Below are 21,547 nucleotides of genomic sequence, written 5' to 3'. Positions count from 1 at the left end.
CTATGCAATATTTGAGTCTCGACTACTGGCGCACGCATTCGCTGGAACTCTGGTATGGGATCGCGGGTTTTGTACTGTTCCTGGTCTTTCTGTTCGCAACCTTTCCATATGCGCCAGCGATCAAAGGGGTCCTGTTGCCCTTGGGCCTGCGCTTCGACAGCGGAGAACAGCAGCTCGCGCTGCCATTCGGCGCACGGCTAAGCAATGTCAGCGTCAGATCGTTTACCCCGGAAACGGCGCCTATCTTCCAGAGCCCCAGCGTACGGATCTGGCCAGCGCTCGGCTCGCTGTTGCTGCTCCATCCGGGTGTCAGCGGCAACGCCGACAGTTATGGCGGTTCACTCTGGTTCAACGTGCATCGGCTGGGAGACGGCGCGAAAGTGAGCTTCGACGCGAACAAGCTTGACTTGGCGAGTTTTCATCTCCTCCGGCAGATCGGAGCAGCCCTGGGCGGAGAACTTTCCGGCGATGGAAGAATCGCAATCGATCCGGTTTCACCCGCCGACAACAGTGGCACGGCGCACTTGATCGCGAAGGGTTTCCTAATCCGGATTCCCGGACCGATGCCAGCCACCCGACTCGGCGAAGTCGATCTGAAGGTCCGCCTCGACAAGGGAGTCTTGCAAGTGGAAGAACTGAAAAGTAGCGAGGGCGATCTGGCGGTCGACGGCCATGGCTCAATTCGTCTCGACACCGAGGATTGGCACCAAAGCGCCTTGGCGCTGCAGTTCATGCTGACGCCCGCGGCAACCGCCCGCCAAGGTCTCGCCTTTCTCATCAACTTGCTGCCGCATCCGCCCAACGGGGTTCCTTACAAGCTAGGCGGAACGATCGCTTCGCCGCTGCTGTCTTAGCCTTCACCGCACCAGGCGAGGGCCATCCCTGAAAGCGGTGCGCTCCCGCGTCCGGTTCCGGGTGGCCCACTGATGAAGGTTTCAACACGACCTTACGGCAGTGACCTAGAGGCCGAGATCACTCAATCCCGGATGATCGTCCGGGCGGCGCCCAAGAACCCAATGATATTTGCGTTGTGATGGATGGATCGGCAGGTCATTGATGGACGCGAAACGAACCCGCATGAGGCCGTTCTGCTCGAATTCCCAATTTTCATTCCCATACGAACGAAACCAATTTCCAGAGTCATCGTGCCATTCGTAAGCGAAGCGCACGGCGATCTGGTTCTCGGTAAATGCCCAGAGCTCCTTGATCAGACGGTAGTCAAGCTCTCTTGTCCATTTACGGGTAAGGAATGAGATGATCTCCTGCCGTCCGTTCACAAATTCTGCGCGGTTCCTCCAGCGAGAGTCCTCGGTATAGGCGAGCGCTACTCTTTCCGGATTGCGGGAATTCCAGCCATCTTCGGCGAGACGAACTTTCTGGATCGCAGTGTCACGGGAAAATGGGGGCAATGGTGGATTCTTCGACATGATTTTTCTCCATGAACGTGGTCGACACGTCGCCCGTCGCGGAATTCGTTGAGACGCATGCGGCCTTACTCGTTTCGCGTGATCGCCTTAACTAGATCGTCCTAATCCTTCCGCCACTTGGTCGCGCGAACTAGCCCATAGTTCTGTACGGGGTCCCTAAAATCGCTTTCTGCTGTTCATGACGCACGACGCCGCTACTCACTTAACTGTGCCGGGCCGCGCTCCTCTCACCGTTTGCGGTTCCGTCCCGTCAGCCCCCAGCCTTGCTAAGCTTCTTTCGCTTGTGCGGCCTACCCTTCGAGGTCTTCTCTTTGATCAGACACTCTGATCAAAGGCAGCCTCCCAGACAGCTGTGTCTGCATATTCCCTCATTCGCACGACCAAGCCGTCACGAAGAGTCCAAACATGAACGCAATTGAAGGCGCCATCGCGACCCGTTGCTCGTATCCGCACTCTAGGACGGTGGATCGCGATGACCAAATCGCCAGCCCCGACCAGAACGTCGGGGATATCCTCAACCTCTGCTGCTTGACCCATCGTCATAAGGAATTGCTCGGCACCCCGCCGCCCGCGCCAATGGCCAGCCCAAGGGACTTTCGAGGAACCGAAGGGGAACAACTCCACATCGTCAGACACCAGATTCAGAACCGATGGAAGATCTCCGTCATTTGTAAGCTGATAGATGCGTCGAACGGCTTCAACGTTTAGGTGCTCGCTCATTCTAGTACTCCTGGAAATTCGGTCTTGGACGTTCGGTAGGGCGTACTAACCCTAGTGAGGATTTTTCCAACGCGTGACGTTTCGACCAATCTCTCTTGAGCGGCTGAGCAGGTCTCCATGAGGCTGATTGACGACAGTACTTGTCCCGATTCTCTGGCAAGCCCAGGTGCACCACCGTCAGCGTTTTGCTCCAGCCTCTCCCGCGGAAGCCGCCCCGTCAGGATCCTAAGGGGGTGCACTTGCGAAGAACTCCAGCACTGTTTCCTTGTAGCGCTTGTCCCCGGGAGTGTTCAGGTGGTCGCGACCTTCGATTTCCACTAGTCGGCTGTTTCGGATTGTCGTAGCAAGGGCGCGAGTCGAGCCGACGACGGTATCCTTACTACCGACCGCCAGTAGAACTGGCACGCGGTTATTCGCGAACGCTGTGGCATTGATAGTCGAACGATCTGCGCCCATGCAGGCCGCCAGCGCCTTCAGGTCGTTGCGATTTGATTCGGCGAAGCGACGGAACTGGTTCGCAATTTCGGCCTTGACCGAGGAAACGTCTGCGGCCAGCAGACCCTCGACGATCGAAGCGCGACGCGCGGGATTGCTAACCGCGACAACCTGCCCAATTCCACCGAGCACGACGGCCCGGAACCGTTCCGGATACCGAACCAGCAGGCCCATCGAGATTCGCCCACCCATCGAATAGCCCATGAGCAGCGTCCGACTTATACCTGCGTGATTCATGAGGGCGATGACATCGTCTTCCATCGACGTTGCTGTGTAAGCCGCAGGCTCGTGGGGTTTGTCGCTCTGACCATGACCGCGGCAATCGAGGGCAACCACGCGATGATCGCGCGCGAGCAGATCGAGCCATCCGGTAACGCCTCAGTTGTTCTTCGCATTCGACGCGAAGCCGTGAACCAGCAACGCAGGGTCTCCACTGCCGCGATCTTCATAATGAATTTTCAACCCATCGGAATCGAAAAATGGCATTGCATCCGCCTCCCAGCGCTTCGAATTTACAGAGGTTGAACTCACGGCCACAACCCGAGCCTCATTTCACTCAACTAAGTGGTGTTTTTTTTAAGCTAACGCCCAGCGCGTCGGGGCATCTTTCCGCGGCGCCCGGGAATCGCATCCACGCCCGATCTTGTCGCTCTTGTTTGTCGGCGCTCGCCGAGTTCGAGATCCTCCGCTTGGCAGAAAGACAGCGCTCTGCGCTACGGACTAGGGTCTGTTCGTTTTAGTGCCATGTGTTAAGAACATGACATGAGTGAACCACACAAGCTTGGACTACAGATCTCGCTTGGTTCCGGCCCGATCCGGGAGCGCCTTGCGCTTGCGAAAGAAGCTGAAGACCTTGGCTATTCTTCACTGTGGGTCGCCGAAGTTTCGGGACCCGATGCGCTGGTCAGCCTGGGTGCGCTCGCGCTTAACACCACCAAGCCTGACCTTGCCACCGGAGTCATCCCGATCCAGATACGCACTCCGGGCGCTATGGCGATGAGCTTTCTTACGATCAACGAATATTCCCAGGGCCGCGCGATCGCCGGGCTCGGAGTCTCGAGCCCGATCATCGTTGAGCGATGGCACGGCGCGTCGTATCGCAAGCCGGTCACAGCTATGCGGGAGTGCGCGACCATCATGCGCCAACTCTTCAGCGAAGGGCGATCCAAGCTTGATGGCAAGGTCTACAAAAGCGACTTCCGGCTCGGGATGCGTAGCACCGCGCCCCGCCCTCCCCGCATTTTCATGGGTGTGCTCAACACTCCGATGCTGCGGCTAGCCGGTGAGATCGCTGACGGCGTCTTGATGAACTATTCGCCGCCGGAAGCCGTCGCGCCAATGGTCAAGGAAATTTACGAGGGAGCACGCACCGCGGGGCGCGACCCTGCCTCGATAGACATCGGGATCTATATCCGGATGTGCACCAGCCCCGACGAGGACAAGGCGGTTGATTCGTTCAAGCGGGAGCTCGCGAGCTACGCATTCGTCGACAGCTACAACAAAATGTTCGCCCGCTACGGACTTGGCGACGAATTTGTGGAACTTCGCCGCCTATGGCAGCAGGGAAAGCGGGAGGAAGCCCCCCGTGCAATCAGCGACGCATCGGCACGCAAGATCGCTGCTTTCGGTCCTCCCAAAGTCTGCCGAGAATTCGTCGCGCGTTTCCGCGCGGCGGGAGTGACTCACCCGGTGGTCTTTCCGATCGGACCAGCGGCAACTTACGCGCGCGATTACGTCACCACCATGCGCGAGCTGGCTAGCGTCTAGAATTTAATCGGAGTGCTAAGTGTCCTGCGTACCACCCAAGGGTCGATGATCGCCGTGGGGGCCGGGTGTGATGTGGAGTAGCTGGGTGGGCTCAAGCAGGTGCAGCCGATGCCATTCATCTTTCGGTACGATACAGCATTCGCCCGCGCCCAACTCGCAGACCTCGTTTGGCGTGGATTCAGCGGTAACTCTGACGCGGCCCGAAATCACGTATAGCAGTTCGTCGCCGTCGGAATGGAGTTCCCCTCGATGCGGCGCATCACGGGTCATGTTCACGAACCCGACTGTGAGCCCGTCGATGCGGACCGGCGGTCCCGGCCGATTCTTGATGGCCGCCATCTCCAGGTCGCGGGATATGGTCACAGAATATCCCGATGTGTCGACGCGCCTGATCTTACTCATACTGGTCACTTCCCCTGGTAGTTGGGTTTGCGCTTTTCCATGAAGGCGCGGGGTCCTTCCTTTGCGTCCTCAGATCGTATCACCTCGCGAGCACATTCGTTTTCGATTGCAAATGCTTCTTCCAGGGGGCGGCCCGAAGTGCGACGCACCGCTTCTTTGATCTTGCGCAAGGCGATTGGCCCGTTAGCTGCGATGGTTTCCGCCAACTCTTGCGCTTTTTCGAGAAGCTGCGATTGCGGAACGACGTAGTTGACGAGCCCGAGGCGCCAAGCTTCCTGCGCGTCGATCCGGTTGCCGGTCAGCAGAATCTCCATCGCCTTGCAATACGGAATCTGCCTTTGCAGGCGCGCGAGCGAGCCAGCCGCGGGAATGATGGCCCATTTGACTTCCTGCAATCCGAAGCTAGCGTTCTCGGAGGCGACCCGAAGATCGGTGGCCTGAATGAGTTCCATTCCGCCGGCGATGCAAAAGCCATTGATCGCGGCCACTATGGGTTTGTCGACGTCGTAGTTGCGCAGCAGGGCCATCGCGCTGAAACGTCGATTGGCCAGCAGGCGCCGATCCCATTCGTCGTCCGGTTTTCGCGCCCCGGTAAACAAGGGAATCAGGCGGCCCAGGTCGGCTCCCGCTGAAAACGCAACCTCGCCCGCGCCGGTTATGATGGTTACGCGAATTTCCGCGTCGCGATTAATCTCCTCCCACGCCTCCGAGAGCCGCACGATGGTTTCCGGATTGAACGAATTGTGCACTTGCGGGCGGTTGAAAGTGATGTAAGCGACGTGGTCGCGTTTCTCGAACAAAAGTGATGGCATGCGGTTAGTCCTCGCGCTTCTGTAGGATCGCCGCGAAACCTACCACGGCTCCGGCTTTACCAGCCACTTCGCCCACCGTTATCATCGCTGGAGAAAGTCGAACACCTGGCTGCGGAGCTCGCGATGCGGAACCGGTCGATTGTCATATCCCTCTTACTGGTAATGACTGCCTTCCCAGCTTTCGGGATTGAAACTCCCAGGATCATCTCGCGATCGGAGCGCGTGGAGCATCCAGTCGATCAAGTCTTCGGCACACTCAAGCATTACTTCAACGATTCTTCCCTGAGCGGCTTTCGGCTCACCAGTGCTGACGACAAGTCATGGACTCTGATCGCGACGCGCTCTGGCATTGACGGCGAGAACTGGAATACGTGGGCGTTCTGCAAGACTTCGGCCCCGCAAATGATTTATCAATTCGAGGATGGAACGGTGACCGTGACGGTCCAGCTTCAAAAGGCCGGCAATCAGTCGGCGTTTGTCACCGTGAGCGCCGATTTCCAGGGCAACTACGGGCTCGGTAGCCAGGAAGCGACCATCGACTGCGTCTCCAAAGGTAGTCTCGAACAGGATCTGGTCGCGGTCGCAGGCGGACCATCAAAGGAAAGTCATTGAGCGCAGCGCCAGAGCGTGTTTTTTCCGCTCCGCTCGCGTCCGAGCTCGTCTTTCCGCACGCGCGTGCGCTGCGTGCGCGCGACGTTTTCGCGTTGGCCGCACGCACGTGGCCCTTTATCCGGCCCTACCGGCGCCACCTGCTGTTTCTGTTCCTGCTGATGCTGCTGGCGTTGCCAGTGGGTCTGACGGTTCTCGATCTGATTCGTATCTTCTTTGACGTTGTCGCCAATGGACAAGCGCTGCGGCCGGGCGAGGCGCGCTTGCTGCACGTTTCCCTGGATGCGAGCCGCGAGCTGATCTTATGGCGTGCCTGCCTGGTGGGCGGCGCAGCTACGATGCTGATCGTTCCCATCAACGCCGTGATCCTCGCCTACGCCGTATGGATCCTGCAGCGCATGTCCAATCTATTCCGCGTCAACCTGTATTCCCGGATGCAGCAACTCTCGATTCGTTTCCACGGCGAAGAAAAGATCGGCGACGCAATTTTCCGGATGTTCCAGGATTCGGCCGCGATTCCGCAGGTCGTCGACGGCCTGATCATTCAGCCGATCCGGTGGATTCCGCTTGCGATCGGAACTCTGGGGTTCCTGGTGCTCTTCAACCGGGCGATGGCGCTCATCGCGGTGGCGGTATTGCCGCTGGATTTGCTACTCGCCGTGCTTTACGGGACCGCGCTACGACGCGCCTTCATCGCCGAGCGTGAGACGGCCGCGGCCGCGACCACGCGTATCGAGGAAACCCTTGCGTCCATCAAGGCAGTAAAGGCCTTCGAACGCGAAGAGTTCGAGACCGAACGATATGCGCGCGACAATTGGGACGCGTTTCTCGCCGCGCGCCGCGCGCGCCTGATGCTCGCGCGTTACCGGGTGGCCACCAACACGGTCCGCGGCCTGGCGTATGTAGCCGCGGCGTACTTCGGCGCTCGCCGTGTCCTGCTTGGAGGATATGCGGGAGTGGCGATGACCGCCGCTTCGCTGGGCTTGTTCCAATCGTCGCTGGCCGTTTTCGGGTGGATGAGCGCGGGCGCGCGACACCTCGCCGACACCTGGGGCAGCTTGCAGGATGTCAGCGTCGCGATTTCGCGGGTGCTCGAGATGCTGACGATGCCGGCAGCGGAACAGGTCAGGAGCGGATCATTGGTGCCGAGAAGATCGGTCGAATCGATCGCGTTCGAGGCAGTAAACTTCGGCTACGAGTCGCGGTCACAGGTGTTGAACCAAGTCTGGTTCGAAGCCCGGGTGGGCCAACTGACGGCTTTCGCCGGAGCCAGTGGATCGGGCAAGACCACAATCCTCGGGCTTTTGCTTCGTTTCTTCGACCCGGACTCGGGACGGATCCTCTTCAACGGAGTGCCGATCGAGCAATTCGATCTGGCGGCGTGGCGATCGATGCTCTCGGTCGCACTGCAGGAGAATCCGCTCTTTACCGCGACGCTTCGCGACAATATCGCCTACGGCCGCCCGCAGGCGTCGGATGCCGAGTTGAGTATCGCCATTAGGCGCGCCGGGCTGCTGGATTTTGTCCGCTCGCTTCCTGCGGGGCTGGACACCATGCTCGGGGAAAAAGGCGCCAAGCTCTCCGCCGGTCAGGCTCAGCGGATCGGTCTGGCTCGCGCGCTGCTACGCGACGCTCCGATCCTGCTACTGGACGAACCTACCTCCGCGCTCGATGGCCAGACCGAGGAAATCGTAATGGCAGGAATCCGCAGCTGGCTCGCCGAAGCGCCCGCGCGACGACTGGTCATCCTGGTGACGCATCGGCGTGGCAGCGCGTCCAAGGCCGACCGAATCTATGGAGTCGACGGGGGCAAGCTTGAACTGCGCGGCGACTTGGCTGTGCAGGAAGCCGGCGGCAGGTGATTCGATGGGCTCGACCGCTCAAAATCCACCCACTCATGCCAATGGCGCGGCCATCGACGCGCGCGCGAACCTTCTTTATTCCGAAGAGCAACGGCCGCTGAAGCCCGGCGAAGTATGGCATCTCTTCGTTTGGAGCTGGCGCTTCATCCGCGACTTGCGCCGGCTGGTCTGGCTCAAGGCGCTGCTCGCCATCGGGTCGCTGGCGTTTTTTTTGGTGACTCCGTGGCCACTCAAGATTGTGATCGACAATGTGCTGGACCGCCATCCGCTGACCGGCATTCCTGGCTTTTTGATTCTTCCGCTGGCCGGGACGGAACCGGCCAGAATTCTGCTGGTGGTCATGGGTTTCCTCGCCGTCGCGGCGCTGCTGGTGGGGATGGTCGCCGACCGCGCCGTCGCGCTGGGCACTGACGTACAGAGCGGTGGTCTCGACCAGGCTGGCTTTACCCAGAACGATGCCAATGACGGGTGGAGTCTCTGGAACGGGCTATTCGGCTACCTGGAGACCCACGTCACGCTCGATCTGACGCAGCGCATTACCCAGGCGGTTCGCGTTGCGGTCTACCAGGCATTCTTGGATTCGCCCCTGGGCATGTATTCCGATCAAAAGATCGGCGATGCGGTCTTCCGGGTAATGCACGATTCTGCGGCGGTAAGCGCCGTGTTTTACCGCGGCGTGTTAGCGCCCATCACGTCGGTCGTCATGTTCATCCTGGCGCTCGCCGTGCTGTGGGCGGAATTTCCCAAGGAACCGCTCATCCCGATACTCGCCGCGCTGTGTCTGCCAATCTTCGCGATTTGCACCACCCTCTTTGGTCGGCTTCTGCGCGACCAGAGCCAGGAAATGCGCGAGCGCGGCAGTAACGTAATGGCGGCATTCGAAGAGCGCCTTTCACAAGTGCAGCTGATCAAGGCCTTTGGACAGGAGGCCCGGGAATCGGAGTCGATAGACTCCGCGAGCTGGGGCTCGTTTCGATCCACTCTAAGAATGCTCGGAATTGTTCTGGCGCTCGTCCTGGTACTCGCGCCCATGGTTGGGCTCCTCATGTACACGGCGCTCTATCATGCGATGAAGGAGGTAATCGCAGGCAGCATGACGCTGGGCGACATAGTTCTGTTGGGGGGGTATGGTGCGCTCCTTGCGTTTCCAATGACCACGCTGGGCAATACCTGGGCGGCAATGCAACTCCCGGCGGCAGGTTTGCGGCGAATTCACAGCGTGCTGGACCGTCTGGAAGCGAATCGGTCGGTTGAAATAGGTGCAACTGATGTCGGCTCGATCGATTCGCTCGCTCTACGCGACGTGAGCGTGGGCTACACCCGTAACGCTCCGGTGCTCAGCTCAATTTCCTTTCAGCTCAAGCGCGGAGAAATGGTTGCGCTGGCGGGCCCCAGCGGAGCCGGAAAAACCACCTTGATACTGGCGCTGCCCGGTTTCCTGCCACCACTTGACGGACACCTCGTAGTCAACGGTATCGACAGCGACGGACGGGCAGCCGCATCACTTCGAAGTCAGGTGGGGTTCGTTTTTCAGCAGGAGGCGCTGTTTTCAGCGACCATAGAAGACAACATCCGATACGGACGGCTCGACGCCACCGTGGAGCAGATTCACGCGGCGGCAACGATGGCCGGTGCCGCGGAATTCATAGAAAGGTTGCCCGACGGGTACGCCACGATGCTGGGGCGGCGTGGAACGCGCCTTTCAGTCGGCCAGAAGCAGCGAATAGCGATCGCCCGCGCCCTGCTCGCCCGTCCCGGGGTACTGGTTTTGGATGAGCCCACGGCGCCGCTCGACTCGTTGAGCGAAGCTAACCTGATCGGGATGCTGTGCGACTTGGCGCGCACCCGGATCGTAATAGTTGTCGCTCACCGGGCGAGTACTCTCGCGGCCTGTGATCGCGTTCTGTTCGTACACGAGGGCACTCTCGAGGCGTCTGGAACCCACGCCCAGCTATTGGAGTCTTCCTCGTCGTACCGCGCTTACCTGGCGGCGACTGAATCAGAGATTCGCGCCTAGGTAGTCGACCCGGCGCTGGATGCCGAGGTTGGAACTTCGCGGCCACCAGGCAGACAATTTCGTTTGAGCAAAGCGGAGGGAAGGGCGCTCGGCGACAGCCGCGAGGTGGTAAAATCTTCGATGGTCACCGCTTCGAAACCACGACGCAAAAACCAGTTCATCTTTGCTGATAAATCTCCCGTGGGTTCGATTCTCTTTAGGTTCGCGCGTTGGGGAAAGCTTTTTTCGATTAACGGAGAGCCAAGCTGTTGCCGATCGGCCGCGGTGTCCCAATTTGACAGACTCTACCCGGCTAGAGCGCTGAGATGGCCGAGCTGTTGGAACATACCTAGGTCGTCTCGCACGGCGAAGTGCTCAATGACTTTCCCGTCCCTTAGGCGAAAGCGATGAATGTGTTTGACTTTGAAGGTCTTACCGTTCGGGGGCAAACTGGGTCCTTCCAGAGGCGGAATAAGTTGGAAGGTCCCCATATGCGTTCCTCGACAGGTCACTTCGCACATAACCAAATCGCCTTCCGTGACCATCAAATCCACCACGAAGCGCAGGTCAGGGAACGCCGCGCGCCACACGCCGACGATGTGCTTGACCAGCGCATGCCCATCCCTGATGTTGCTTACCGAAATTCATGAAGTCCTTATCGAAGAGCGCGCCGATCATTTCAACCCGACCGTTGTTCCACAGCTCTTCGAACTGACGACGGACGCTCGCCCTATTTGCAGCATGCCGATCATCAAGCGGATTGCCAGGCATATTCTCCTCCTATTGCATCAATCAATTCTTTTAAGGACCTAAGCTCTCAAATTTGGAGACTACCCGATCGGCTTTCGTGCTTTCTCCACGACGAGTAAGATGCCGATCAGGAAATCCCCCCTTGTCCCAAAGCAGTGATACACCGGACTCGCGCAAGCGCGAAGTCGTCGTCGACTTCGACCTTCTGCGCACGCTGGCCGCTCGAAATTTTCGCGATCTAGGCGGTCATCCGGTGAGGGATGGAAAACGCGTTCGACGCAACCATGTCTACCGTTCTTCACATCTGGCGGAGGTTCCGCTCGGGAGCCCCCTCCAGACCCTGCAGCTCAAGACTCTGATTACGTTGCAGAGCCGAATGGAGGTCAAGCACATCGGGCCGCCCGCGCGCGTGATGCGCGACGGGGTTCGATGGGAGCACATTCCGATCGGTGATCAATGGTTTAGTGAACACGGTTATACGCGACGCAGTAGTGAGCCGGGACGCGCACACCTCGAACTGGTGATGCAGTTTCGTGAGGACTGGCAACGCTTCTTCAAACTGCTGGCGGAGGGCAACATTTACCCCGTGCTGTTTCACTGTTCCGCGGGCCGCGACCGCACCGGGGTCGGCGCCGTGATGCTTCTGGAGGTACTGGGCGTCGACCGCGATCAGGTCGTTGCCGACTTCCTCGAGAGCAATACCACCTTTCCGAACGACCTGCTGACCCCGAAGCAGCTCGCTCCGGTATTCGAAACCATCGACGAGATGGGCGGCATCGACGCGTTCATGCACGAAGTGCTGGGAATCGAGTCCTCGCACCTCGAAGCGATCCGCGCAGATCTGCTGGAATCCTGATGGTTTGATCTGCGCGTCGGGCACTCCCTCAGACCGGAGTAACCAGTAGAGTCTGGACCCGTGAAGTATCGTAAACTGCTCTCTTGCGTTGATAACGCCACCCGCTTGCGGTGCGCACGACCCGGTCGAAGTACCGCCCGGCCTGGAATACGCGCGACTCTCCATCGGTCAAGGTCTGCACGACTACATAGTTCGACTGCATGTCGATCGTCCGCATGTCGATCTGGGTGAATTCCAATCCGGAAGTCATATGCCGGTAAGTGTGCGGCTCGAAGACGTTAGCCTTGCGCAGCGAGATAACCCGGTCGCGCAACATCGGGCGGCCAAAGCAGTGCATGATCCCCATCGGCAAGCCGCGATCGGCGTTCTCTTTAGGAACGATTTCGTAAACGGAGTCCTCGGTGAACAGATCCGGCCATTCCTCGAGGCGGTCGGTATCGATGACGCTGACGTAGCGTTCCTGCAGCCGGTGCAGATCGTGCCAGAGAACTATATCCGCGAGGGTCGTTTCAGCGAGGACGCCGTCTTCATTCATGTTCATAAGCCCATGACCTCCTGGTAAGCGCGCCAAAACCTCCGCACCGGTTCTTCCGAAATCACGGACCCTGCGTTTTCGGTGTCCGAAGCGTCGCGGCCCAGGTCAGCAACCGAGAGCGCACCGCCAGCGCCGGCCGTCCCAAATTGCACCAGCTCGGTTGCAAAAGTGTCTTCCATCGAGATCAACCCGGCCGGGCCTACCAGATTGGCCTCTTTGATTCGATGCTGGATCATCTCGGGGGTGTCGTCAGAATAACCGAAGAAGTTGAAGATCAATTCGAAGCTCTGTGGCCCTTTTGGCAAGAGCTGTCTTACCGCCAGACTGTTCTGGATCTGCTGGACTACAAGTTGCGGAAAGATGGACTGGATCTGAAAGTTCGCTTCCTCCTGGAATTCTCTGACATTCGCCAAAATAGACGAATCCTCGAGCCTCAGTCCTTCCTTGAATGACTCAATCTTGCTTTCCGCATAGGCGGCGCCGCCGCTGGTGTCTTCGGTTTGGAAAAGCATTACGCAGTGGTGTAGACCACCGTCGTCGAAAATGTGTTCGATTCGCGTCGACGCTCTCACGAGGTTGAAGGTGCTGAAAAATGGATGCAGAAGCGACGCGTGATAAGGATCGCGCACGTTCTCGGTATAGAGCTTCCAGTTTGACTTCGAATATTGGCGGGTACAGCCCAGATAGGTAGTCGGCTTGTGAAAAATTCGGTCAAGCCGCTGGCACATCTGCGGGCCGAGATAGTCCGCGAGGGAGGGTGAACGGTCGCTGAAAGTTGCGAAGATCAGGCCGCGGTAGCCATCGACTCGCAATTGCTCCAGGCCATGTTGCTCTGGATCGAAGTCCGCAGGCATCCCGCCTATCCCCTTAAGTCCGTTGCGGAACGGCACGCCGCGCAGATTCCCGCGGCAGTCGTAGGTCCACTGATGGTAAGCGCAGGTGAAGCTCCGCGCGTTACCACGGGCCGCCCGGCAGACCATTGCGCCGCGATGGGCGCACCGATTGACCCACGCCGACAAAAGCCCGCCTCCGTCGCGCGCAACGACCACCGGGGTATCGCCGACGAAGGTGCTCTTGAAATCGTTAGGATGCGGAATTTCGGCCTCCATCGCAACGAAGCTCCAAATCGGACCGCGGAAAATCCTCTCCTGCTCCAGCCGGTAGACTTCCAGCGAGCTATAGACCTCGTAAGGAATCCGCGAGCCATCTTCCCGTGGGAAACGGACTAGTTTCTTAGTCTGCGCGGGGTTCGCTGTTTGGTTCATCCTGTCCTCCGGAAGTGTTCCGGGTTTTTGATTTGGTCTCTAGGACCTCGTGATCGGACCTTGTGTGGAGCGCCTCAGAGCCCTCGGAACTATCACAGGTGCAGTAGTCTAGCGGCGTTTTCGCTCATCACCTTCTCTTGGTCACCGGCGGAAAAGCCGGTGAGCGCTTTTTTCATCCCCGCCACGCTCTCCGGCCAAGCGGTATCCGTGTGTGGGTAGTCAGAGCTGAAGAGGATGCGCTCGGCGCCCCATCGTTTAATCGCCTGTCCGATCAGGGAATCTTCCGACTCGACCGCCCAGTGGAAATTCTCCAGGTACTCCAGCGGATGCTTCTTCGGCCCGCCCAAGTGCACTCGTGGGCCATGTATGAATTCACCGAACTCCCAGCCCTCCTCGAGCCGGTCGAACAGATAGAGCGCATAGCCGACGTTGCCCTCTTCGAAAATGAATTTGAGATTGGGGTAGAGATCAAGCAGCCCGCCGTAGATGATCCGCGCGATGGCGATTATGTGCTCGAACGGATGAGTTAGTATCCACCAGATCGGATATTCCGACCCCTGCTCTAGGCCCTCCGAGCGGTCGCGACCGCCCGAGGCAAATACTCCACGATTGGACCAGCCGGTGCGATCGCCCGCGGCGGGGTGGGTTTGAAACGAGGTTAAGCCGTCGGAATGGACTATGAGAGGAACGTTCAACTCACTGATACGGGCAAAAAATGGCCGGAACTCGGGCAGGTCCAGATTTCGGCCGCGTACGTTCGTGCCAATCACGACCACCGCCATGTGAAGGTCCTTGACTGCGCGCTCGGCTTCATCTGCCGCCGCCTGCGGATCCTGCAGCGGGACCGGTGCCGCGCCGAGGTAGCGCGACGGTGCTTTGCAGGTCGCAATCATTTCGGCCAGACCATCGTCGTATTTTTGTGCTGCTTCGATCGCGGTGCGGCTCTCAGCTCCGTAAAAGACGTGGGCGGTGTGAAAGATAAGCACCTGTCTGTCGATCCCGTCGCGATCAAGATCCTCGAGGCGACGGTTGAGATCCCAAAAGGACTGCACCGAAATCGGCTCTTTGCCGGACCTCGGGATCTTTCCGCCTGGAGGCGTGAACCTCAAGCCGGCTTTGTTGAACTCGAACCCGTGTCCCCCGTCTGGAAGAATGTCAACCCTGAATGGAGTTCCCTCAAGTCTCTTGGTGACCGTCACGTGGCTGTCGACATCGATGACTGGCACGATCTCTCCTCCGATTGAACTTTAGAGACTCGGCCCAGACACCTTGAGCAAGTCACCGGTTGGCTGGGCCTCATACGGGCGGTCCCGGAATAGGGGCGCTGGCGGCTGGCCAGATAGAGGTCTAGTCAAATCCTGCCATGCCTCGATATAGAGGGCGATATTCACCGCCGCTGCGCTCGTAGCCACCTTCGTGAAGCATCAGATACATCGCGCGTCCGGGTTGGAATCGGTAAGTTGGCCACGGCAAGGTCTCGAGCAAAATAGCCTATCCTCAACTACGAGGGAGCTCGCCTTGGCGGATTGCAATTGTTCACTTATTGTCTCCATCGTGCGCTTGAATGTTTAATCAGACCGATGCTTCGCAGCCATTGAATCCTAGGCGCAGGTCCCAGTCGGTGTTGCATTAGCGAGAATGTGCGGCGTATGAAATAGCCTTAGCAGGGAGGACACGAAAGTGTCGCGGACTTCCAGATGTCACGGCGTCGGCGACCATCCTGCCGCAAGACCACAGAGTGGTGCTCGCGGGCTTTCCTCCGACGAACACCTGGCGTTTGAACTTCAGGGTCTGTGCGCACAACCGCTAGACGCGGCCTTCAGAAGGAAGCTTGAAGCAGTCGTGCTGCTTCTTCAGCGTACCGATGTACGCCAGATCGAGCACCAAGCGAAGGCTTCTCTGCGTACTGTCCAGCGATGGGCCAAGCGCGCGCGCACTTTTGGTGGCAGTGCGTTGGGGGTTCGCGCGCACAACTACCAAACGTCCAAACTGACCGACGAACAGTGGAAGCTCGTGGCCGCTGCGGTCAGACGCCCGCCAATTGTTCGGGGATTGACACAGCCGTACTGGACCGCGGCCCTGCTGACCAAGCATCTTCGGGGCAACCTCGGGATAGCCTTCAGCCAGCGTCACTGCCGACGACTGTTGACCAGGCTCGGCGCGACCAGACCCTCTCCTCCCGCTGGTGTTGCGCGAAGCCGTCGATTTTCTGAAGACACGATCGCTGGGCACAAGGAATTGGCCATTCCCCAGCCTTCCCTGAATGACTTCGAGCACAAGCGTCAGGCGAGGGCGCGGATAAAACGACTGGCTAGTTCCGGGCTGCCACTCCAGCCCTTCGTGTATACCCTGTTTGATATTGTTCGCGACGCGGTACCGTACGACGAAGCCAGTCCCGGCCTTGTGGCCTATTCCGGCCAGGGCCCGCGCTGGATTGTCCGCGACTTCAATTTCGAGCGCTGGTTTAACCACATGCAAAGGTATCTGCTCGACGCCAGCCCAGAAATCAGCGGCTTTCGTCCACCTTCACTATTGCCGGAAAACCCGCGGACCGTGCTGCGCCACGACGAGATTGTGCGCCCCAACTACTATCGCTCGGAAGGCTACAACGAATTTTTTCGCTCGATGGGAATGCACCATGGCCTGTTAACATTATTGCGCGACCAGCACGGAGGGTTCCTGGGTTACTACCCCATTTTTCGCAGCGAAAAGATGAAGCCCTTTGGCCGGGACGACATTGACTTTCTTCAGGCGGTCGCCCCCGACGTAGCGCAGGGGATCGGCACAGCCAGTGTGGTTGCTCCATATTTATCGGATGGCGATGCATTTGCGCCGTTCCGCGACGTTCCCACCGGCGTTGTAGTAATGAATTGGAGAGGGAAAGTGTTGTCGCTCAACGGAGCGGCGAAGGCACTGTTCCGACAATTTGCGATCTACGACAACCGGGGAGCAGGGATTTCTGCCAACCGCGGGTTCGCGGAAGCGTTGAGCCATATAGCGCGCGAGCTTCGGGCGATTTTTGGAAGTCGAGACGAGCTTTCCATCGGCGCCGACCAACCGGTGGTAAGGATGTATGCACATCGCTCCGGCGCCATCCTCCGCCTGCGGGGCTTCCTCAGCGATTCGGGCGAAAACAACGGGCACTTCACGGTTCTGATTGAGCTCGGAGAAACTGAAACTTTGTTACGGCAGCGGCTAAGCAGCCGCTACCGGCTCAGCGCGCGACAGGCCGAGTTACTGATGCTGTTACGCAAAGGCGCCAGTACTAAGGAGATGAGCGAGCGGCTGGACGCCAGCGCGTCGGCGCTGAAGGCTTCGCTTCGGGAACTGCGCCTTAAGCTTGACCTTCCGGATCAATCTTCGCTGCAAAAATTCGCACGCCTTGAATCATCCGGATTGGGTGGGGCGATGTAAAGCTAAAGGTTTAGGTTCGCTTCGGCAAAATAGTCGCGGATCGAGGGAGAGCTTTGATGACCGACAGCCCATCCGGGATCGGCTGCGGGCCGGAACCGGTCGTTTCCTACCGACTCGGAACAACTGTGATCTCGTATCGCCACCGCCAAAGCCGGGGCGCTCCCTAAGCGAAGGGGAAATTGAGCGCTAAGCGGGCAAGTATCCCTCGCGCAATAGCGACTTCGCGATGATCATTCGCTGCACTTCGCTGGTTCCCTCGCCTATCTCGGTGAGCTTGGCATCGCGCATGTAGCGTTCGACCGGAAAGTCGGTGACGTAGCCGTAGCCACCGTGAATCTGTACCGCCTTGATGGTCGTCCACATCGCGGTCTCGGAAGCGAACAGCTTGGCCATCGCGGCTTCGCGCGCAAACGGTCGGCCGGCATCCTTCAACGCAGCAGCGCGGCAAATTAACACCCAAGAGGCTTCGATTCGCGTAGCCATGTCGGCGAACATCCACTGGATTGCCTGAAACTCTGCGATCGGCCTTTTGAACTGATTGCGTTCCAGCGCGTAAGAGCGTGCTTCCTCAAATGCACCGCGCGCGATTCCAGCGGCAAACCCGGCGATCCCGATGCGCCCGCCTTCCAGCACCTTCAGCGTCTGGCGATAGCCGGCGCCAAGGTCCCCGATCAGATTTCGTGCCGGCACGGTAACGTTGTCGAAAACAACTTCAGCCGTATCGGAAGCGTGCAACCCGAGCTTCTCAATCCTCTTGCCATTGGCGAGCCCCGCGGTGCCTCGTTCGACTATAAATGCCGACACTCCGTCGCGCCCCCGGTTAGCGTCGGTGACCGCCATCACGACGTAGACATCGCCAACCGTACCGTTGGTTATGAACATCTTGGAGCCGGTGATCTGGAAATTGTCCCCAACCCGGACCGCGCGAGTTTTCATCGCAGCCGCATCCGAACCGGAGCTCGGCTCGGTCAAGCACCAGGCGCCGAGCTTTTTCGCGCTCAACATTTCCGGCACGTAGCGATCGCGATGCTCATCGGCGGCGAACATCGCGATGTGCCCGGTCGACAGCGACATGTGGGCCGCACAGGTAAGCCCGATCGACGCGTCGTAGCGCGAGAGCCCCTCCACCACCAGCACCTGCGACAATGTGTCGGCGCCACCCCCGCCCCATTTCTCCGGGAAGGCGACCCCCAAGAAGCCCAGCTCTCCCAGTTTTTCAATCACGTGGCGGGGAAAGGTCTCTTCCTTGTCCCATTTCGCCGCGAAGGGCTTGATTTCGCGCTCGGCGAACCCGGCCAACGTATCGCGGATCCGCTGCTGCTCTTCGGTCAGATCGAAGTTCATAAAGCTACTGGCGCGCCTGGACGTTCTCGTGCACCCACTTGACGATGTCTTCGGTCGACGCGCCGGGGGTGAATATCTCCCGCACGCCAAGTTCCCTCAACCTGGTCGCATCGTCATCTGGAATAATGCCGCCACCAAACACCGCCACGTCGCCAGCGCCCCGCTGTTTGAGCAGCTTGATGACCTCCGGAAAGAGGGTCATATGTGCGCCCGAGAGTATCGACAGGCCGACAGCGTCGACGTCTTCCTGCACGGCAGCCTCGGCGATCATCTCCGGAGTCTGATGCAGTCCAGTGTAGACGACTTCGAACCCGCCATCGCGCAGCGCCCGCGCGATGATTTTTGCGCCCCGGTCGTGCCCATCGAGCCCGGGCTTTGCTACCAGGATTCTGAGTCTTTTGTCTGCCATGGTCGTCAAATCCAGCCTGGGTCGCGATACACGCCGAACTCGGTGCGAAAGACTTCGCTGATCTCACCGACCGTGACCTCGCGGCGGACGGCCTCGAGTATCGGCTCCATCAGGTTTTCGTTCGAGCGACAGGCTTCGGAGACCCGCGCCAACGCTTCGCGCACGGCGAGCGAATTGCGCTCGCGTTTCATCTTGCGCACGCGCTGCACCTGCCGCTCCTCGATAGCCGGATCAATCTTGAGAGTGTCGATCGGAAGTTCCTCGGGTACCGAGTACTTGTTGACCCCGACGATGGTCTTGATCCCCTTCTCCAACTGCCGCTGGTAATGAAACGCGGCTTCGGCAATCTCGCGCTGCGGATAACCGGTCTCGATCGCCTGCACCATCCCGCCCATTTCGTCGAGCCGCCGGATGTATTCCATCGCATCGTGCTCGATGCGATCGGTCAATGCCTCGATCGCGTAGCTGCCACCGAAAGGATCGATGGTGTTGGTGATACCGGTTTCCTCGGCGATGATTTGCTGGGTACGCAGGGCGACGGTGACGGCCTGCTCAGTAGGCAGTGCCAGCGTCTCGTCCATCGAGTTGGTGTGGAGTGACTGTACACCTCCCAGCACTCCAGCCATTGCCTGAAGCGCCACGCGGACCACGTTGTTGACCGGCTGCTGCGCGGTAAGCGATGCGCCGGCGGTCTGCGCGTGGGTCCGCAACATCATCGAACGCGGATTCTTCGCGCCGAAGCGCTCCTTCATTATGCGCGCCCACATCCGGCGCGCCGCTCGAAGCTTGGCGACTTCTTCGAGGAAGTCGTTGTGGATGTTCCAGAAAAACGACAGCCGCGGCGCGAAGTCGTCGACCGCCAGTCCGCGCCGCACCGCTTCCTCGACGTAGCAGAGACCGTCGGCGATGGTGAACGCCAGTTCCTGAACCGCAGTCGAGCCGGCCTCGCGGATGTGGTAGCCGGAAATCGACACGGCGTGCCAGCGCGGGGCTTTGCGCGCGCAGAACTCAATCATGTCGGTCACGATGCGCAGCGACGGTCGGGGCGGACAGATCCATTCTTTCTGCGCGATGAATTCCTTGAGCATGTCGTTCTGGATGGTACCGCCGACCCGATCCCATGGAATGCCCTGCCGTTCCGCGACAATCAGATACATCGCGAGTAACACCGAGGCCGAGCAGTTCACGGTCATCGAGGTGGTTACCCGATCGAGCGGAATCTTATCGAACAGGCGGACCATGTCCTGGAGCGAGCTGACCGAAACTCCCTCGCGGCCGACCTCACCCTGTGCGCGTTCGTGATCGGCGTCGTATCCCATCAGGGTCGGCATATCGAATGCGGTGGAGAGACCATCCTGACCCTGCGACAGTAGGTAGTGGAACCGCGCGTTGGTATCCTCGGCGAGCCCGAACCCGGCGAACTGGCGCATGGTCCAGAGCCGTCCGCGGTACATGGAGCCATAGACCCCGCGCGTGTAGGGGTATTCACCGGGATTGGCCAGGGTTTCGTCGTAGCCACCTTGCGCATCGTCCGGGGTATAAAGGGCAGCCAGTTCCATGTCGGAAATGGTGGAAAAGCGGACCGGCCGCTCCGAAGCCTGCTTATAGGTGGTCTCCAGCCATTCGCGTTTTGAGCTCACGGGATCCTCATTGCTGTCGTTCGAGCACCTGTCCGGCAATGACCAGGCGCTGGATCTCTGAAGTACCTTCGTAGATTTCGGTTATTTTGGCATCGCGGAAATAGCGCTCGACCTTGAATTCGCGGGTGTAGCCATAGCCACCATGAATCTGAACGGCCTCGGTAGCAGCTTTCATTGCTGCCTCCGCGGCAAACAACTTCGCCATGGCCGATTCCTTGGTGCACGGCTGGCCGGCATCCTTGCGCGCGGCCGCGCGCAGCGTCAGGAGGCGCGCCGCATCGACATCAACCGCCATGTCCGCAAGCTTCCATTGAATAGCCTGGTACTGGGCAATCGGCTGGCCAAACGTCTGGCGCTGTTGCGCGTACTTGAGCGAGGCTTCCAGCGACGCGCGAGCGATCCCCACCGCTTGCGATGCGATTCCGATCCGGCCGCCGTCGAGCGTCTTCATCGCGACCTTGAAGCCGTCGCCCTCGCCCAGTAGCAGATTATTCCGCGGCACACGCAGATCGGTGAAACTCAATTGCGCTGAATGTGCGCCGTGGATGCCCATCTTGTCTTCGATCCGCACCACCTGCCATCCGGGAGAATCGGTTTCGACGGCAAAGGCACTAATTCCGTGATGACCCCGCTCGGGCTGGGTCATCGCAAAAATGATTGCGACCTTCGACTGGGGCGAGTTGGTGATGAAGTTCTTGGTTCCGTTGATGACGTAGGTGTCACCGTCGCGCACCGCGCGGGTTTTCTGTCCGGCAGCATCCGATCCGGCCTGCGGCTCGGTAAGCGCAAAGCATCCGAGCCATTCGCCGGATGCCATTCGGGGCAGGAAATGTTTTTTCTGCGCGTCCGTGCCCAGTCCCAGGATCGGCCAAGACGCGAGCGAGCAATGGGCGGAGACGATGACCGCGGTAGCTGCGCACGCGACGGCGAGCTCCTCGATCACCAGCGCGTACGCAACCTGGTCGAGGCCGGCGCCCCCGTATTCTTCGGGAACGAAGGTGCCCAGCATACCCAAGCGGCCGAGTTCGTCGATGCCTTCCTTGGGGTACCGATGGGTGCGATCGGCCTCGACGCCGATGCGCTCGAGCTTTTCCGTGGCGAAGCGCCGCGCAGTGTCGCGCGCCGCACGCTGGGCGGAAGTGAGTTCCAGCTCCATTGATTTTGTTTTAGCTCACCACGGGCTGGTGGTCGATAGAACGTCCCGCAGAGAGTGGAACGGATGGTCTGAACCTTCGCTCAGAAAT

General features: G+C 59.4%; 20 protein-coding genes. 8 read left to right on the top strand and 12 right to left on the bottom strand.

Annotated features, from left to right (window positions below; genetic code table 11):
- Positions 1–2: 2 nt before the first annotated feature.
- Positions 3–854: a type II secretion system protein GspN gene (gspN, locus tag VGI36_06140; protein ID HEY2484707.1), complete on the top strand. Its 852-nt coding sequence runs from the start codon at positions 3–5 to the stop codon at positions 852–854.
- Positions 855–959: 105 nt separating this feature from the next.
- Here gspN and VGI36_06135 read toward each other — a convergent pair whose 3' ends face one another.
- Entirely contained in the window at positions 960–1,427 is a 468-nt protein-coding gene (locus tag VGI36_06135; protein ID HEY2484706.1) for a nuclear transport factor 2 family protein, read from the bottom strand.
- Between the two features lie 405 nt (positions 1,428–1,832).
- Here VGI36_06135 and VGI36_06130 point away from each other — a divergent pair, with 405 nt between their 5' ends.
- Complete coding sequence (locus VGI36_06130; protein ID HEY2484705.1) at positions 1,833–2,135, top strand: hypothetical protein; 303 nt, start codon at positions 1,833–1,835, stop codon at positions 2,133–2,135.
- A 237-nt stretch (positions 2,136–2,372) separates the two neighbouring features.
- Here VGI36_06130 and VGI36_06125 read toward each other — a convergent pair whose 3' ends face one another.
- Positions 2,373–2,999, bottom strand: a complete 627-nt coding sequence (locus VGI36_06125; protein HEY2484704.1) for an alpha/beta fold hydrolase — start codon at positions 2,997–2,999, stop codon at positions 2,373–2,375.
- 405 nt (positions 3,000–3,404) lie between these two features.
- Between VGI36_06125 and VGI36_06120 the strand changes: the two genes are divergently transcribed.
- Positions 3,405–4,409, top strand: coding sequence for an LLM class flavin-dependent oxidoreductase (locus VGI36_06120; protein HEY2484703.1), 1,005 nt, complete (start codon positions 3,405–3,407; stop codon positions 4,407–4,409).
- A gap of 15 nt (positions 4,410–4,424) precedes the next feature.
- Here the strand turns inward: VGI36_06120 and VGI36_06115 are convergent, their stop codons facing one another.
- Positions 4,425–4,811 (bottom strand): cupin domain-containing protein, encoded by a 387-nt coding sequence (locus VGI36_06115; protein ID HEY2484702.1) that lies wholly within the window; start codon positions 4,809–4,811, stop codon positions 4,425–4,427.
- 5 nt (positions 4,812–4,816) lie between these two features.
- A complete protein-coding gene (locus VGI36_06110; GenBank protein ID HEY2484701.1) occupies positions 4,817–5,623 on the bottom strand; it encodes an enoyl-CoA hydratase-related protein in 807 nt (268 codons plus the stop codon).
- A 123-nt stretch (positions 5,624–5,746) separates the two neighbouring features.
- Between VGI36_06110 and VGI36_06105 the strand changes: the two genes are divergently transcribed.
- Genes VGI36_06105 through VGI36_06095 form a run of 3 tightly spaced genes read left to right on the top strand, consistent with a single transcriptional unit; the run spans position 5,747 to position 10,111 of the window.
- Positions 5,747–6,235 carry a hypothetical protein gene (locus VGI36_06105; protein HEY2484700.1) on the top strand — a complete coding sequence of 163 codons (489 nt, stop codon included), beginning with the start codon at positions 5,747–5,749 and terminating at the stop codon, positions 6,233–6,235.
- Positions 6,232–8,094 (top strand): ABC transporter ATP-binding protein, encoded by a 1,863-nt coding sequence (locus tag VGI36_06100; GenBank protein HEY2484699.1) that lies wholly within the window; start codon positions 6,232–6,234, stop codon positions 8,092–8,094. Before VGI36_06105 ends, VGI36_06100 begins: the two co-directional genes overlap by 4 nt.
- Positions 8,095–8,098: 4 nt before the next feature.
- The gene (locus tag VGI36_06095) at positions 8,099–10,111 is read left to right on the top strand and encodes an ABC transporter ATP-binding protein (GenBank protein ID HEY2484698.1); all 2,013 of its coding nucleotides are present in this window, start codon (positions 8,099–8,101) and stop codon (positions 10,109–10,111) included.
- Between the two features lie 546 nt (positions 10,112–10,657).
- On the opposite strand, the gene VGI36_06090 is transcribed toward VGI36_06095, so the two are convergent.
- On the bottom strand, positions 10,658–10,861 hold the full coding sequence (locus VGI36_06090; protein ID HEY2484697.1) for a hypothetical protein: 204 nt from the start codon (positions 10,859–10,861) through the stop codon (positions 10,658–10,660).
- A gap of 121 nt (positions 10,862–10,982) precedes the next feature.
- Here VGI36_06090 and VGI36_06085 point away from each other — a divergent pair, with 121 nt between their 5' ends.
- The gene (locus tag VGI36_06085) at positions 10,983–11,696 is read left to right on the top strand and encodes a tyrosine-protein phosphatase (GenBank protein ID HEY2484696.1); all 714 of its coding nucleotides are present in this window, start codon (positions 10,983–10,985) and stop codon (positions 11,694–11,696) included.
- 28 nt (positions 11,697–11,724) lie between these two features.
- Here the strand turns inward: VGI36_06085 and andAd are convergent, their stop codons facing one another.
- From andAd to VGI36_06070, 3 genes are all read right to left on the bottom strand, one after another.
- The gene (andAd, locus tag VGI36_06080; GenBank protein HEY2484695.1) at positions 11,725–12,237 is read right to left on the bottom strand and encodes an anthranilate 1,2-dioxygenase small subunit AndAd; all 513 of its coding nucleotides are present in this window, start codon (positions 12,235–12,237) and stop codon (positions 11,725–11,727) included.
- A complete protein-coding gene (locus tag VGI36_06075) occupies positions 12,234–13,496 on the bottom strand; it encodes a Rieske 2Fe-2S domain-containing protein (protein HEY2484694.1) in 1,263 nt (420 codons plus the stop codon). The genes andAd and VGI36_06075 overlap by 4 nt, the downstream gene beginning before the upstream one ends.
- A 92-nt stretch (positions 13,497–13,588) precedes the next feature.
- Entirely contained in the window at positions 13,589–14,722 is a 1,134-nt protein-coding gene (locus VGI36_06070; protein ID HEY2484693.1) for an amidohydrolase family protein, read from the bottom strand.
- A gap of 616 nt (positions 14,723–15,338) precedes the next feature.
- Between VGI36_06070 and VGI36_06065 the strand changes: the two genes are divergently transcribed.
- Complete coding sequence (locus VGI36_06065) at positions 15,339–16,910, top strand: hypothetical protein (protein ID HEY2484692.1); 1,572 nt, start codon at positions 15,339–15,341, stop codon at positions 16,908–16,910.
- A 186-nt stretch (positions 16,911–17,096) separates the two neighbouring features.
- Here VGI36_06065 and VGI36_06060 read toward each other — a convergent pair whose 3' ends face one another.
- The 4 genes from VGI36_06060 to VGI36_06045 are packed head-to-tail and all read right to left on the bottom strand — an operon-like array spanning position 17,097 to position 21,459.
- Positions 17,097–18,254, bottom strand: a complete 1,158-nt coding sequence (locus VGI36_06060; GenBank protein HEY2484691.1) for an acyl-CoA dehydrogenase family protein — start codon at positions 18,252–18,254, stop codon at positions 17,097–17,099.
- A gap of 4 nt (positions 18,255–18,258) precedes the next feature.
- Positions 18,259–18,663 (bottom strand): cobalamin B12-binding domain-containing protein, encoded by a 405-nt coding sequence (locus VGI36_06055; protein ID HEY2484690.1) that lies wholly within the window; start codon positions 18,661–18,663, stop codon positions 18,259–18,261.
- Between the two features lie 5 nt (positions 18,664–18,668).
- The gene (locus VGI36_06050; protein HEY2484689.1) at positions 18,669–20,303 is read right to left on the bottom strand and encodes a methylmalonyl-CoA mutase family protein; all 1,635 of its coding nucleotides are present in this window, start codon (positions 20,301–20,303) and stop codon (positions 18,669–18,671) included.
- Positions 20,304–20,310: 7 nt separating this feature from the next.
- Positions 20,311–21,459, bottom strand: coding sequence for an acyl-CoA dehydrogenase family protein (locus VGI36_06045; protein HEY2484688.1), 1,149 nt, complete (start codon positions 21,457–21,459; stop codon positions 20,311–20,313).
- Positions 21,460–21,547 lie beyond the last annotated feature (88 nt).

The sequence above is a fragment of the Candidatus Binataceae bacterium genome (assembly GCA_036495685.1).
Classification (GTDB): Bacteria; Desulfobacterota; Binatia; order Binatales; family Binataceae; genus JAFAHS01.
The sequence above is the reverse complement of the archived record's forward strand: the minus strand, read 5'-3'. Positions and strand labels throughout refer to the sequence as shown.

Bases quoted from the DNA above. Each gene is read 5' to 3' on its own strand.
- gspN (HEY2484707.1), top strand. From the start codon at position 3: ATGCAATATTTGAGTCTCGACTACTGGCGCACGCATTCGCTGGAACTC.
- VGI36_06135 (HEY2484706.1), bottom strand. From the start codon at position 1,427: ATGTCGAAGAATCCACCATTGCCCCCATTTTCCCGTGACACTGCGATC.
- VGI36_06130 (HEY2484705.1), top strand. From the start codon at position 1,833: ATGAACGCAATTGAAGGCGCCATCGCGACCCGTTGCTCGTATCCGCAC.
- VGI36_06120 (HEY2484703.1), top strand. From the start codon at position 3,405: ATGAGTGAACCACACAAGCTTGGACTACAGATCTCGCTTGGTTCCGGC.
- VGI36_06115 (HEY2484702.1), bottom strand. From the start codon at position 4,811: ATGAGTAAGATCAGGCGCGTCGACACATCGGGATATTCTGTGACCATA.
- VGI36_06110 (HEY2484701.1), bottom strand. From the start codon at position 5,623: ATGCCATCACTTTTGTTCGAGAAACGCGACCACGTCGCTTACATCACT.
- VGI36_06105 (HEY2484700.1), top strand. From the start codon at position 5,747: ATGCGGAACCGGTCGATTGTCATATCCCTCTTACTGGTAATGACTGCC.
- VGI36_06095 (HEY2484698.1), top strand. From the start codon at position 8,099: ATGGGCTCGACCGCTCAAAATCCACCCACTCATGCCAATGGCGCGGCC.
- VGI36_06090 (HEY2484697.1), bottom strand. From the start codon at position 10,861: ATGCCTGGCAATCCGCTTGATGATCGGCATGCTGCAAATAGGGCGAGC.
- andAd (HEY2484695.1), bottom strand. From the start codon at position 12,237: ATGAACATGAATGAAGACGGCGTCCTCGCTGAAACGACCCTCGCGGAT.
- VGI36_06075 (HEY2484694.1), bottom strand. From the start codon at position 13,496: ATGAACCAAACAGCGAACCCCGCGCAGACTAAGAAACTAGTCCGTTTC.
- VGI36_06060 (HEY2484691.1), bottom strand. From the start codon at position 18,254: ATGAACTTCGATCTGACCGAAGAGCAGCAGCGGATCCGCGATACGTTG.
- VGI36_06055 (HEY2484690.1), bottom strand. From the start codon at position 18,663: ATGGCAGACAAAAGACTCAGAATCCTGGTAGCAAAGCCCGGGCTCGAT.
- VGI36_06045 (HEY2484688.1), bottom strand. From the start codon at position 21,459: ATGGAGCTGGAACTCACTTCCGCCCAGCGTGCGGCGCGCGACACTGCG.